Source organism: Marinobacter sp. LV10MA510-1 (assembly GCF_002563885.1).
Lineage (GTDB): Bacteria > Pseudomonadota > Gammaproteobacteria > Pseudomonadales > Oleiphilaceae > Marinobacter.
This window is the reverse complement of sequence record NZ_PDJA01000001.1, coordinates 553,142-565,914: the sequence shown is the minus strand read 5'-3', so window position 1 is coordinate 565,914 and position 12,773 is coordinate 553,142. Positions and strand designations below refer to the sequence as shown.

Sequence of the window (12,773 nt, the reverse complement as noted above, 5' to 3'; positions counted from 1 at the left end):
ACGATCAAGATTCGATAGTCGTCATCAACGTCCAAATTCATTTCCTTCAGGAATTACATAAATGATCAAAGTCATTGTCGCCATCAAGAAACATCCAGATTTATCCGTTGCCGACTTTCAGAGCCACTGGCGGAACCAGCATGCCGCATTGGTCAAAAGTAACCCGGCGTCGAAGCGCTACATCCGCAAATACATTCAGTGTCATACCCTACCCTCGGAATACAGCACGCCAGGCAACACACCCTATGACGGCACCGCAGAACTGTGGTTCGACAGCGTTGAAGACAAGAACAAATTCTTTTCTGATCCGGACTATGTTCGTGATGTTCAACCCGATGAGCTCCGTTTCGCTGACATGGAAAACACGCGTTTTTTTGTCACCGAGGAATTCAACGTTATTATCTGAGTTCACCATGAGGCCTGCTCAACTGTGTGGTTTCAGGCGACCGGGTATTCATTTCCGGCAGCGCGGTTCAGTATTCAAAAGGTTACATCACCGTGTAGTAATGTAGATATTTTAAGTACCTTAGATATTTTAAGTGCCGTAGATATTTTGCGGGGTACATTCAACCCTGTCATCTAACTGTCGGAAAACTGACACACAGCCTTCACCTTGCCCTGCTAGTTTTAGCGTAATCCAGCAGGAATAGAGTGTATGACGTCTATCTTAGTTTTTTACGCCGTCGCAGCCATGGCCAGCCCTTACCTTATTTACAGGCTTGCGGGCAGGCTTCAGCTTTCTCGGGCGAAACATCCCTCGCTCCGGGGGCACAGTAACCTGTCCCGGCGCGTTGCCCGCCTGATTCCCTTCTTCAGCTACAGCGAGCACGGCTTTTTCGCCAGTGACGGCGCGCCATCTGCGGTGCAGCAACAGCGCCGCCAGGCAATTCAAGGGCTTCAGGCCAATGCCGAGCGGCAGTGTGCTAAAACCCTGGCGCACTGCCGCGCCATTCAGAACAGCGTTTCGGATGTGCGCTTTACCAGCCGCTACCGGGTGCCCTTCCCCTACAGCCGGCAACTGCCGGACTGCTTCCTGCTCGGCTCCATGGCCGATGAAACCCGGGGCTCCCAGGTTCGGGATCTGGATGGCAACTGGCGCTATGACCTGTCTGGCTCTTACGGCGTCAACGTTTTCGGCTACGACTTCTACAAACAGTGCATGGACGAGGGCATCGCACAAACCAAAGCACTCGGGCCGGTGCTGGGCACGTATCACCCGCTGATTGCTGAAAACGTGAATATCATCCGCCAAGTATCCGGGCTAGACGAGGTGTCGTTTCACATGTCTGGCACCGAAGCCGTCATGCAGGCGGTACGGCTGGCACGCTACCACACCGGCAAGACCCATCTTGTGCGTTTCTGCGGCGCCTACCACGGCTGGTGGGACGGCGTTCAGCCGGGCATCGGTAATACCCGCAAAGCCCGCGATGTTTACACTCTGGCAGACCTGAGCGAACAGACCCTGCACGTACTGCGCACCCGCAGCGACATCGCCTGTGTGCTGATAAACCCCCTGCAGGCTTTCCACCCCAACAGTGACGCACCCTCTGACACTGCGCTGATCGCCAGCGATCGCAATAACGGTTTCGACAAACAGCGCTATAGCGAGTGGCTCACCCGAATTCGGGATGTGTGCACCGAACGCGGCATTGTGCTGATTTTTGACGAGGTCTTTACCGGTTTCCGGCTGGCCTATCGCGGTGCCCAGGAATTCTACGGCGTACAGGCGGACCTGGTGACGTACGGCAAAACCCTGGGCGGCGGCCTGCCGGTCGGTGTGCTGGCGGGAACTCAGAAGCTGATGCAGCGCTTCAAAGACAACCAGCCGGTCAACGTCTCCTTTGCCCGCGGCACGTTCAACTCCCACCCCTATGTGATGGGTGCGATGAATGTGTTCCTGAACCGTATCGGGCAGTCCGATATCCAGCAGCAATACCTCGAATCCGAAAGCCTGTGGAACACCCGGGTGGCCCGGTTCAATCAGCGGCTGGAAAGCGAGGGGCTGCCTCTGCGAATCACCAACATTCATTCAATTCTGTCGGTGCTTTATACCCTGCCCGGCCGCTACAACTGGATGTTCCAGTTCTACCTCCGACAGGCTGGCCTTGAGCTGAGTTGGACCGGCACGGGCCGGCTGATCATGACTTACCGCTTTACCGATGACGACTTCAACCAGGTGATTGAGCGGTTTGTCAGCGCCGCCCATCAAATGCAGGCAGACGGCTGGTGGTGGCAAAGCCCGGAGCTGACCAATAAGGCGATCAAGCGACAGTTTCTGGTTGACATGCTGACAGCCCGATTCCCGTTTCTTGCAGGCAGGCTGTCTGGCCCGCTGGCAACATTTCGTGAACAGTCGGCTGAAGAGTCGGGTGAAGAATCGGGTAAAGAGCCCGGTTCCGGCCCGGTGACGAACCAGGATCAATACTCCAGAAAGGTGGGTTGAGTATGACTATGCAATCCCAGAGCAACGGCGAACCGCAGTTCCGTAATGGGCTTAGAGCAGAATTTGACGATTTTCTCAGTCAGCAGGCCCGGCGTTTCGACCCCGAAAACTGCCTGCAGATCGACTTTCACTGCCACGACCACAACAGCGACGTGCCCGATGAACTCTGGGGCCGAATACTGCGCCTGCCCGAAACCTGGATTAAAACCAAGAAACTGGTGGAGGTTCTGGGGCAGAACGGCAGTTCCGTGGTGACCGTCACCAACCACAACAACGCGCGGTCTTGCTGGGCGCTTCAAGACAAAGGCGTGGATGTACTGGTGGGCTGCGAGTTCACCTGTTTCTTCCCCGAGTACGATTTGTTTATTCACGTGCTCACTTACGGTTTCACCCGCGAACAGGAAATACTCCTTAACGAGAAGCGCCAGAATATCTACGACTTTCTGCGCTATGCCGCCTGTTATGACATCCCGGTGATTCTGCCCCATCCGCTCTATTTCTACAGCCGCAACGAGCGGATTGATTTGTGCCTGTTCGAAAAGCTGGCGGTCATGTTCTGGCGCTTTGAAGTGCTGAACGGCCAGCGGGATCTTTGGCAGAGCGTGCTCACACTGAACTGGGTGCAAAGCCTGACGCCAGACCGCATTCGAGCCTATGCCCGCAAGCACAAACTGGACCCCGCAGAATTTGGGGTGAACCCGGATAAACCCAAAGTGGTGACCGGCGGCTCTGACGACCACACCGGCATTTTTGCCGGCCTTTGTGGCTCACAGCTTTACGTGCCCGATTTGCAAAAACGCCTGAAAACCCAACCCGCATCCGATCTGGCACTGGAAGCACTGCGCAACGGCCAGGTGGCGCCTTTCGGCAACGTTGGCGAGAACCAGAAACTCAACATCGCCCTGCTGGATTACCTCGCCCAGGCGGCCACCAAACTGAAGGACCCGGGCCTGCTTCGAATTTTCCTTCACCGCGGGTCTACCTGGGACAAGATGGGCTGCTTTATGGTCGCCAACCTGTTTCTGGAAATGCAGAAGCACAAGAAAACCACCGTGTTTTTCGCGCTCATACACGATGCACTTCAAGGCAAGAAACCCGCGCGGTTTCTGAAATGGCAGGCGTCAAAAGACTACGCGTTCTGCATTACCCAGCTGGATAAAATCGCCGACAGCAAGCGCAACAATCCCGAAGCGTTTGTGGACACCGTCAACCAGATCATCGGCGAGCTGTTCAACCACCTGAATCACCTGATCGCCAAACGGATTCGCAAAGCAGTGGACAAGCACCAGGGCCCCAGCCTGAAAGATTTTTCCACCGAGGAGCTAACCCGCAAACTGGAAATACCCAGCCAGCTCACGGCCCTGTTTCTGGGCGACGGCAAGCGCCAAGACAACATGAGCAATATTAACCTGGCCGAGGTTCTGAACAACCTCTCGTTCCCGGTGTTGATCAGCACCATACTGGCTGGGTCTACTCTTGCCTCAACCCGCGTGCTGTATCAAAACCGCGATCTGCTCAACCGGTTCGCCCGGCAACTTGGCAAAAACGAGCACTCCCGGCGGGCGTTGTGTTTGACCGACACGCTGCTGGATAAAAACGGCGTGTCCACCTCGCTGAGCGGGAAGCTCAAAGAGATTAAACGCACCAACCTGCCGCTTGATTTTCTGATCTGCCATTCCGACGCCGTGCCCGAGCCCCACCTGAGCGTGGTTCGGCCCATTGCGGACATTGACCTGCACCCCTTCGGCGATCAAACCCTGCGGGTGCCGGATGTGATGGAAATTGCCCGCATATTCTATGAAGGCGGCTACGACCGGATTGTCTGCTCCACCGAAGGCCCCATGGCACTGGTTGCCTTGTTTCTGCAACAGATGTTCAACGTGCCCTGCTACTTCTTTATGCACACAGACTGGATTGATTTTATAGCCCACACCACCCATCTGAATCAGCACGAAAGAGACCGGGTGCGGCGCCTGATGCGGGCGCTCTACAGTCGGTTTGACGGTGTGTTCGTGCTCAACCGTGAACACAGAGACTGGCTGACCGGACATGAAATGCAGCTGCCAGAAGACAAAGTATTTCTGACCGCCCACCACACCGCTCCGCGGGATCTTCAGGTGCAACCTGTCCGCAAGTCGGACCTGATTCCAGGCGCCAACGCCAAAACCCCAGTGCTGTTTATTGCTTGCCGGCTAAGCCGCGAAAAAGGCATTTTCGATCTGCCCGAAATCGTTCAGGAAGCGCGCCGTTCACTGCCCAACCTGCAAATCGTTGTGGCCGGCTCAGGCCCTGCCAGCGAAGACCTTCAGCGAGCCATGCCGGATGCCGTATTTTTAGGCTGGCAAACCCGGGAGCAACTGGCGTCACTGTATCTGGGGCTGGATCTGTTTGTATTTCCTTCGCGTTTTGACACCTTCGGCAACGTGCTGCTTGAAGCCTTCACTCACGGCATGCCCGCAGTGGCTTACAACTGTAAGGGGCCGAAAGACATCCTTGAGCACGGAGTTAGCGGTTACCTGACGGAGGATGTAAGCACGATGGCCGAAGCCGTTGCGGATTTCTTCAGCGGCTCAACCGACCGCCATGTTATGGCCGAGAATGCTCGCAAACGCGCAGCCCGGTTCCAGGCAGAACCCATCATGCGGAAGTTTCTTGAGGATTTGGGGCTGGACTACCCGGAACAGGTTCACGCTGAAGTGACGGTAGCCTAGTGAGCTCGGCCAATAAGGCAACGCCTGGTTTAACCACCGGTGAACAACTGAACTTCCTGCTGACCAACCGCCTGCCCCGGCGCTGGCTCACCTTGTTCATGGGCTGGTTCAGCCGTATTGAAAGCCCGGCCCTGACCCGGCTATCCATTGCCATTTGGCAGTGCTTCTGTGACGACCTTCGGTTACAGGACGCCAAAAACCCGCGTTTTAAAAGCCTGCAAGAGTGCTTCACACGGCAGCTGAAACCCGGCCTGCGCCCGCTAGACAGCCGGCCGGATGCTGTCAGCAGCCCGTGCGACGCCATCGTTGGCGCCTGCGGCCGCATTCGCGACAACCGGCTGTTTCAGGCCAAGGGTTTTCCCTACACCCTGGAAGAACTGATCCCGGATGCCAGGCTGGTAGCGCGCTACCGCAACGGCCAGTTTGTCACCCTGCGGCTTAAATCCAGCATGTATCACCGGTTTCATGCGCCGGTAGACTGCGAGATTCGCCGGGTGAACTACGTGTCCGGGGACACCTGGAACGTGAACCCCATCGCCCTGAAAAAAGTCGAAAAACTGTTTTGCAAAAACGAGCGGGCGGTTCTGGAGCTGGAGTTTGGCGATTCAGATTACAGCCTGACGCTGGTGCCGGTTGCCGCCATTCTGGTGGCCAGCATGAAATTTCATTTTCTGGCCGAGCCGCTGGATCTGAAATATCGGGGTGCCAACCTGATTCCGTGCAATGCGACGCTGCGCAAAGGCGAAGAAATGGGCTACTTCCAGCACGGCTCTACCATCCTTGTTTTTGCCTCAGAGCAATACCAGCTAAGCCCCGGAATCGCCGAAGGTCAGCCGATCAGAATGGGTGAAGCGCTGTTGTCAGGCCACCCACTGCCGGCCCGGCCTTTGCACGATCCCAGTCTGTCCCAAGAACCCACTGCAACACTTGATGTATAAGGACGCTGCCATGACATTTCGTGAGGAATTACAAAAACAACGGTGGGACGATCACCGCTACTATCACCACAACCGGATCAACCAGTTCCTGCATCTGCTCAGCGCAAGCTGTTTTCTGATCAGCTATGGCCTGGTGTTTTTTCATCCGGCGGCAGCGGCTCTTGTTGGCTGGCTACTGGCTATGACACTGCGCCAAACGGGTCATTTCTTCTTTGAACCCAAGACTTACGATGAGGTGAACAAGGCCAGCCACGACTTCAAGGAACGTGTGAAAGTGGGCTACAACCTTAACCGCAAGGTGGTGCTGCTATCGATCTGGGCACTGACCCCGGCGGCACTGCTCCTAAGCCCCGATCTGCTCGGCCGGCTCTCGCCGGCAACGGATCTGGTTGGATTCATCAGCAACACCGCACTGATATGGTTGTTTGTCGGCCTGGGTGCCGTGGTGTTCAGAACCGTACATCTGTTCAAACTCATGGGTGTGCAGTCCGGCCTGGTGTGGATGACCAAGATTTTCACCGACCCGTTTCACGACATCAAGATCTACCAGAAAGCGCCCTACTACATCCTCAAGGGTGAGATGTACGACACAATGGAGGACTGGTACGACGACGTGCCGCTTGACCAGCGAACCTAGAAAACCGCTTGGCGATGCAAAATATGTATAATCATTGATTGGCCCGCAGTACGATCAACCCGGGCGGTATTCATCCCCTGGATTTCGGCGCAGCTTAACCAGAGCAGGCAGAGCGATGGTTTAGTCGCTTTTACTCCGTCATAACAACCAAGGAATACAATTATGTCTATTCGTATCGACGACACAGCTCCAGACTTCACTGTGGATTCCACAGACGGCAAGATCACGCTTCACGAGTGGATTGGTGACAGCTATGCCATCCTGTTTTCACATCCAAAGGATTTCACACCGGTATGCACCACCGAATTTGGTGCTGTTGCTCAGCTTGTCCCTGAATTCGCCAACCGCAATACCAAGGTGATGGGCGTATCGGTAGACAGCGTTGAAGAGCACATGAAGTGGAAGCGCGATATCGAAGCGTTTTCCGGTGCGGCTGCCGACTTCCCGATTATTGATGACACGTCTTTGCTGGTATCCAAACTTTACGACATGCTGCCGGCCGGTGCCTATCTGCCCGAGAATCGTACGCCTGCCAACAGCGCTACTGTGCGGACGGTGTTCATTATTGGTCCGGACAAAAAGGTTCGACTGACCATGTCGTACCCTATGTCTGTAGGTCGCAACTTTGCGGAAATTTTGCGTGCCCTTGACGCTGTCCAGATCACAGACGGTGCCGGTATCGCAACGCCTGCTAACTGGGTTCCAGGTCAGGACGTGATTGTAGGGCTGGCTCTGAACGATGAGCAGGCAAAGGAAAAATTCGGCGAGATCGACATTAAATTGCCTTACCTGCGCTTTGCAAAAGCACCGAAGAAGTAAGCAATTCAGCTAGATATTTATTGCAATAAGCATCGGCAGCAGGTGGTTCATAATGATTAATACCAAAATACACAAGTCCGTCTATGAGTTAGCCGAAAAGCTAATGAAGGCTGCCGATAAAGATGACAGAGAGGCCTTCAATTCACTCTATGCAGAGTTGAAGGCTGTTTGCACCGATAACGAAAACACCGATAAAGATCACCCGGAACAATGGGAAACACTGGCCGACTTTGAAGAAGAGATCGAAGACGCTCTGGTTGGTTATGAAAAAGCTCTGAAAAAAGCCGTCGCTATGGATTCGAAAGACCATATGTCATCCATCGCATTTTCCATGGCTACAATGCAAATCGAAGTAGGCCAGACTGACGCAGCTATCAAAAATCTTGAAAATGCGAAAATAAGCGCTGACAGGATTGACGATAAAGAATTTAAAAAAGAAATAGATGAGCTGCTTGAAAAACTATTAGCAGGCCAGGCCACTTCCACACGGCCGTAGCGTTTAGCACCGCGCGCAGAATGGAAGCAGGCTTATGAGAAAGCGCAGCGCTTATTGTTTGAAACCAAGAGCTAAGAATTGAAGATCCATACGAAACTATTGGCCGCGCACGTTGTCGAATGAGCAATCGCTTAATCGGAACGAATGTTCATCATTCGGGACGCGCAAGGCCTCTCTCTGACCCTGAACTGACTGGCGAACGAGACGGTCTACAATTTCTTTCAACACTAATCGGTAGCGGATAGAAATGAGCAGAACAAGCATTGGCCGCTGGTATATCGGGTACGGACTTTTTTTGATCGTGTGTGGTTTGGTGGGATTTGCTTCCAATCCGGCGGCAGCCAAAACGGCTTTGATGTCAGGTGCTACCTTCGGGATACTGAGTGCATTGTGGGGATTCTGGTTGCTGAAGGGCGGTCGTTGGCCGGCATTAATAGCCGCCGGATTGACCACGCTACTGCTCTGCGCAACGTTTAGCTGGCGTTCGACTATGAGTTGGCAGGCTTATGCCGATGGTGAGCCAAAACTTTTTGCTGCGATCCTGATTACAGTGATGTTGATTGGCTCGGCCGCCTCGATCATCCAACTCCTGCGTTCAAGTAAAGCGGTGCTCCAAACTCCCTAATCGGGCAGCGCTATATGCCCCCGCTCCGCATGGAGTGAGGGGTCGTACCAAACCAGCGACGAAACGTACGGCTAAAGTTAGAGGTGTCTTGATAACCCAGTCGTTCCGCGATCTGCTCAACCGTAATCTGTGTCTCCAACAGATACCAGGCCGCCAGTTCTTGCCGCACTCCATCCAGCAGATCCTGATAGCTGGTGCCCTCGGTTTTCAATTTACGGATCAACGTGCGTCGCGACATGGCTAATCTGGACGCCACATCGTCAAGGCTCGGATAGCCATCCGGGCTGTTCAGCAAACAATTGCTCACCTGCTGGCTCAACGCACCGCCGTTATCAAGCTGGCGCAGCTGATTGTCCCCCTCTGTCAGCCTTGTTGTCCAGTTGGCGATTTTGCCTAAATTCATATCAGATTGGGCGGTATGAGAGCAGTCATGCCACGTTATTCCGAGGAACGTAAAGCGGCCGTGTTGAAGAAGTTGTTACCTCCGCAGAATCGCAGTGTGGTGCAGGTGGCGGCAGAGGAAGGCATATCCGATGTGACTCTGTATAGTTGGTTAAAACAGTGTCGACAACAAGGAATGCCTGTGCCGGGTTATCGTAATGCTGGAGACGAGTGGTCTCCTGATGCCAAGTTGGCCGTCGTGATCGAAACGGCGTCTATGTCCGAAGCTGAACTGAGCGCGTATTGCCGCCAGAAAGGTCTTTATTCCGAGCAGGTGCAGCGCTGGAAAGAGGCCTGCCTACGCGGTACCGGTCTGCAAGAAGGGCAAGAGAAAGCCGCTCAGAAACAGCAGCGTGATGCCCGTAAAACCATCAAGAAGCTGAAGGCGGAAGTGCGCCGTAAAGACCGGGTTCTGGCAGAAACGACCTCGTTGTTGGTGCTATCAAAAAAGCTCGAAGCCTTGTACGGCGAGGACCCGGACAGCGAGGACAGCTAACACCGCTGACCGAGCGTACAAGGCTTTTAAACGACTATGACGAAGCTGTCGCCAGTGGCGCAGCCCGGTACAAGGCGGCCGACTTGATGGAGCTGAGCCAGCGCACGTTGAAGCGCTGGCGACGCACTAATGGCGCTGTGAAGGAAGATCAACGTCCGCAAGCGGAGCGCGTTGAGCAGCCACACCAGCTCACTCACGCTGAAGAAGCGGCCATCCTGGACACCTGCAATGAACGGGAGTATCAGAGCTTGCCACCGTCCCAGATCGTGCCTCGACTGGCTGATAAAGGGCTTTACCTGGCGTCGGAGTCCTCGTTCTACCGAGTGCTTAAGAAACACCAGCAATTGAATCGTCGGGGCCGCATGAAACCGCCGCGCAAGGTCCCTGAGCCCACCAGCTTTACCGCCACAGGCCCGAACCAGGTGTGGAGCTGGGACATCAGTTATTGTCCTTCAGAGGTGCGCGGTCAGCACTGGTACCTGTACCTGATTATGGACATCTACAGCCGCAAAATCGTGGCTTGGGAAATCCACGAAGCAGAGTCCGGCGAACTTGCCAAAAAGCTCATTGATCGAGCTCTGCTGCGCGAGAAATGTTGGCAAAACCCACCGGTGCTGCACTCAGATAATGGCGCGCCGATGACGTCTTACACGCTGAAAGCGCGGCTGGCAGACTTGGGTATGTTGATGTCTCACAGCCGGCCCAGAGTGAGCAACGATAACCCGTACTCAGAGTCGTTGTTCAAGACGCTGAAGTACTGCCCAAAGTGGCCCGCCAAGGGCTTTTCATCACTCACGGCGGTGCGCCAATGGATGCTGTTGTTCGAGCAGGCCTATAACGAAGAGCACCTGCACAGCGGCATCAACTTCGTGACGCCCGCGCAACGGCACCAAGGTGTTGATGCAGAGTTGTTAGCCAAACGTGAAGCGGTTTATGAACGAGCAAAGAGCCTGAATCCCAGGCGTTGGTCTGGTGATACTCGAAACTGGAAAGTCACCGGAGCCGTGTCCCTCAACCCTGGAAAACTGCAGGAAATTGAGCGCAACAAACAGGCTGCTTAAACGCAGCTATTTGGACAACTGGGTTGCAAATCACCGTTGTCGCAGTCCCGCAATGCGGTGCGAAAGGTGCCGGCATCGGCGGTAAGGCAAGGCGTATCAAGCACGCTCACCGGCATTTGCAAACAGAACGCCGGCGCATCAAACATCACCGGGCAACCACAACGCTGTTCGTAAACGTCTGCCCACTGCGGGCGCGGTATCGGCAATTCAATTTGAATATTGCGCAAGCGCTGAGAGGTCACGGTGTCGACCAATTGAAGATAGGTCACCAGCAGCGCGCTATAAACAAATTCGCGCACGTCACCCAGCGCCGACAGCTCCTCCATGCTCACGGTAAAATGTTCGTCGGTTTCAGAAATAACCACGTTCACCAACTGAAAACGCAAGCGGGTGAAGCGCGCCAGAGTGTGCAACACCACACGAAGATTCGGCGCCGACACAATGGCGTAACCCAGCGCCCCATGGGCAGAAACCGAGGTAATGCCGCCGATATCCAGGCCCAGCCACGGTGTTCGGGTGAGCGCTGTGGCCCGCCGCAATAAACGCGCAAGCTGCTCAAGACTGAGGTAGCGGTTCCCGCCCAGTAATTGTTCCCACTGCAACCGCGTGCCCTGCAGAATCGTCTCGTTATCAAAGCCCTGTTGACGCAAATGTGCACACACCAACCGGGCATAGGTCGGGTGTATCGCGGGGCGAAGTCTTTCCGTTGCCAATAACGCCATACATCTCCTGCATTCCACCCATTTACAGCCATCATAATGGCACTATTTGACGACTAAATGCCACTTATAACGGTGATCGACGCGGGCGGAAAGGGCCAATATGGCTAAATGCCCCCATCCCTATAAGGACGTTACCATGAACAAAGCCGGCGTTTTTACAACTCCATCAGGCGAGATCTACCGAGATCGTAAGCGCTATTTATGGGCCCTGTCCGTTCTGGTACCGATGCTGGCTCTTTTAGGCCCCGGCCTATTTCTGGCCAGCGGCAATGCACTCTGGCTTTGGGCTCCGCTGGCGTTTTACTTCGTGGTGATTCCGCTTCTGGACATAGTGCTCGGCGAAGACACCAACAACCCGCCAGAAGAGGTTGTGGCGCAGCTTGAACAAGATCGCTACTACCGCTATGTCACCTACTTACTGGTCCCCGTGCTTTGGGCAATGTGGGCGCTCGGGGTTTGGTTTATTGGTACGCAGGATGCCCCCCTGCACGGCATGATTGCGACTGTGCTTGTGATCGGTACGCTTCAAGGCACAGCCATTAATCTGGGCCATGAATTGGGCCACAAAAAAACCCGGATGGAACGCTGGCTGGCGAAGATTATTCTTGCGCCCTGCGCCTATGGTCATTTTTTTGTCGAGCACAACAAAGGCCACCATCGCGACGTTGCAACACCGGACGATCCGGCTTCATCACGCATGGGCGAAACCATTTGGGGGTTTGCGTTGCGCGAAATTCCTGGCGCCTTCCTCCGCGCCTGGGAAATTGAAAAAACACGCTTAAACAAAGCCGGCAAGCCGGCTTGCTCCCTTAACAATGAGATTTTGCAACCGGCGTTAATCACCATATTCGCATGGGGAACCGCCGTCGCATTGCTGGGCATTGAAATTCTGCCCTTTATTATTGCCATCGCCCTCTGGGGAATGTTCCAGCTCACCTCGGCTAATTACATCGAGCACTATGGCCTACTGCGGAGAAAACGTGAAAACGGTCGTTACGAGCCCACTCAGCCCCACCACAGCTGGAACAGTAATCATATCTTTTCAAACTGGGCGACCTTCCATTTACAGCGCCACTCAGATCATCACGCAAACCCGACCCGTCGCTACCAGTCGCTACGCCACTTCGACAATTTGCCGACACTGCCAAACGGCTACCTCGGCATGTTCGTTCTCGCCTACGTCCCGCCACTGTGGTTTGTGGTGATGAACCCCAGATTGGTCAAACATGTGGACGGCGACAGTAAAAAAATTAACTTCCACAAACCGGCAAAAGAGAAAATGATCAACCGATACTTTTTACGGTAGGGAATTTGCGTTGAGGAGTTTTAAAGCTAAATCCTTATTTTTCGAGCTTTTTTTTGCGCGTTTGATATTTAGGCTTCA

Annotated in this window: 12 protein-coding genes; 10 read left to right on the top strand and 2 right to left on the bottom strand. The window is 54.4% G+C overall.

Features of this window, described 5'->3' with window-relative positions:
* The first annotated feature begins 61 nt into the window (after window positions 1-61).
* From ATI45_RS02665 to ATI45_RS02630, 8 genes are all read left to right on the top strand, one after another.
* Window positions 62-406 carry an EthD domain-containing protein gene (locus tag ATI45_RS02665; RefSeq protein ID WP_098418161.1) on the top strand — a complete coding sequence of 115 codons (345 nt, stop codon included), beginning with the start codon at window positions 62-64 and terminating at the stop codon, window positions 404-406.
* A 249-nt stretch (window positions 407-655) separates the two neighbouring features.
* Window positions 656-2,443: an aminotransferase class III-fold pyridoxal phosphate-dependent enzyme gene (locus ATI45_RS02660; RefSeq protein ID WP_098418160.1), complete on the top strand. Its 1,788-nt coding sequence runs from the start codon at window positions 656-658 to the stop codon at window positions 2,441-2,443.
* A 2-nt stretch (window positions 2,444-2,445) separates the two neighbouring features.
* Entirely contained in the window at window positions 2,446-5,154 is a 2,709-nt protein-coding gene (locus ATI45_RS02655) for a glycosyltransferase (protein ID WP_098418159.1), read from the top strand.
* Entirely contained in the window at window positions 5,154-6,092 is a 939-nt protein-coding gene (asd, locus tag ATI45_RS02650) for an archaetidylserine decarboxylase (RefSeq protein WP_098418158.1), read from the top strand. Before ATI45_RS02655 ends, asd begins: the two co-directional genes overlap by 1 nt.
* Window positions 6,093-6,102: 10 nt before the next feature.
* The gene (locus ATI45_RS02645) at window positions 6,103-6,729 is read left to right on the top strand and encodes a hypothetical protein (RefSeq protein ID WP_098418157.1); all 627 of its coding nucleotides are present in this window, start codon (window positions 6,103-6,105) and stop codon (window positions 6,727-6,729) included.
* A gap of 162 nt (window positions 6,730-6,891) precedes the next feature.
* On the top strand, window positions 6,892-7,548 hold the full coding sequence (locus ATI45_RS02640; protein ID WP_098418156.1) for a peroxiredoxin: 657 nt from the start codon (window positions 6,892-6,894) through the stop codon (window positions 7,546-7,548).
* Between the two features lie 52 nt (window positions 7,549-7,600).
* Window positions 7,601-8,044: a Replicative DNA helicase gene (locus tag ATI45_RS02635; protein ID WP_098418155.1), complete on the top strand. Its 444-nt coding sequence runs from the start codon at window positions 7,601-7,603 to the stop codon at window positions 8,042-8,044.
* 247 nt (window positions 8,045-8,291) lie between these two features.
* On the top strand, window positions 8,292-8,669 hold the full coding sequence (locus ATI45_RS02630; protein ID WP_098418154.1) for a hypothetical protein: 378 nt from the start codon (window positions 8,292-8,294) through the stop codon (window positions 8,667-8,669).
* Window positions 8,670-8,679: 10 nt separating this feature from the next.
* On the opposite strand, the gene ATI45_RS02625 is transcribed toward ATI45_RS02630, so the two are convergent.
* On the bottom strand, window positions 8,680-9,072 hold the full coding sequence (locus tag ATI45_RS02625; RefSeq protein WP_228735917.1) for a helix-turn-helix domain-containing protein: 393 nt from the start codon (window positions 9,070-9,072) through the stop codon (window positions 8,680-8,682).
* Between the two features lie 27 nt (window positions 9,073-9,099).
* On the opposite strand from ATI45_RS02625, the gene ATI45_RS02620 reads away from it, so the two are divergent.
* A protein-coding gene (locus ATI45_RS02620) for an IS3 family transposase (RefSeq protein WP_228735916.1) occupies window positions 9,100-10,667 on the top strand; the annotation gives its coding sequence in 2 pieces (ribosomal slippage) (window positions 9,100-9,585 and window positions 9,588-10,667; 1,566 coding nt in all).
* Here the strand turns inward: ATI45_RS02620 and ATI45_RS02615 are convergent.
* Entirely contained in the window at window positions 10,664-11,389 is a 726-nt protein-coding gene (locus tag ATI45_RS02615; protein ID WP_228735915.1) for an AraC family transcriptional regulator ligand-binding domain-containing protein, read from the bottom strand. The two genes, ATI45_RS02620 and ATI45_RS02615, sit on opposite strands and share 4 nt — an antisense overlap.
* Before the next feature lie 136 nt (window positions 11,390-11,525).
* Here ATI45_RS02615 and ATI45_RS02610 point away from each other — a divergent pair, with 136 nt between their 5' ends.
* The gene (locus ATI45_RS02610; RefSeq protein WP_098418153.1) at window positions 11,526-12,695 is read left to right on the top strand and encodes an alkane 1-monooxygenase; all 1,170 of its coding nucleotides are present in this window, start codon (window positions 11,526-11,528) and stop codon (window positions 12,693-12,695) included.
* The last annotated feature ends 78 nt before the right edge of the window (window positions 12,696-12,773 follow it).

Excerpts from the sequence above, each read along its gene's own strand:
- ATI45_RS02635 (WP_098418155.1), top strand. The coding sequence starts at position 7,601 with ATGATTAATACCAAAATACACAAGTCCGTCTATGAGTTAGCCGAAAAG.
- ATI45_RS02645 (WP_098418157.1), top strand. The coding sequence starts at position 6,103 with ATGACATTTCGTGAGGAATTACAAAAACAACGGTGGGACGATCACCGC.
- ATI45_RS02655 (WP_098418159.1), top strand. The coding sequence starts at position 2,446 with ATGACTATGCAATCCCAGAGCAACGGCGAACCGCAGTTCCGTAATGGG.
- ATI45_RS02660 (WP_098418160.1), top strand. The coding sequence starts at position 656 with ATGACGTCTATCTTAGTTTTTTACGCCGTCGCAGCCATGGCCAGCCCT.
- ATI45_RS02665 (WP_098418161.1), top strand. The coding sequence starts at position 62 with ATGATCAAAGTCATTGTCGCCATCAAGAAACATCCAGATTTATCCGTT.
- ATI45_RS02615 (WP_228735915.1), bottom strand. The coding sequence starts at position 11,389 with ATGGCGTTATTGGCAACGGAAAGACTTCGCCCCGCGATACACCCGACC.
- ATI45_RS02610 (WP_098418153.1), top strand. The coding sequence starts at position 11,526 with ATGAACAAAGCCGGCGTTTTTACAACTCCATCAGGCGAGATCTACCGA.
- ATI45_RS02625 (WP_228735917.1), bottom strand. The coding sequence starts at position 9,072 with ATGAATTTAGGCAAAATCGCCAACTGGACAACAAGGCTGACAGAGGGG.
- ATI45_RS02630 (WP_098418154.1), top strand. The coding sequence starts at position 8,292 with ATGAGCAGAACAAGCATTGGCCGCTGGTATATCGGGTACGGACTTTTT.
- ATI45_RS02640 (WP_098418156.1), top strand. The coding sequence starts at position 6,892 with ATGTCTATTCGTATCGACGACACAGCTCCAGACTTCACTGTGGATTCC.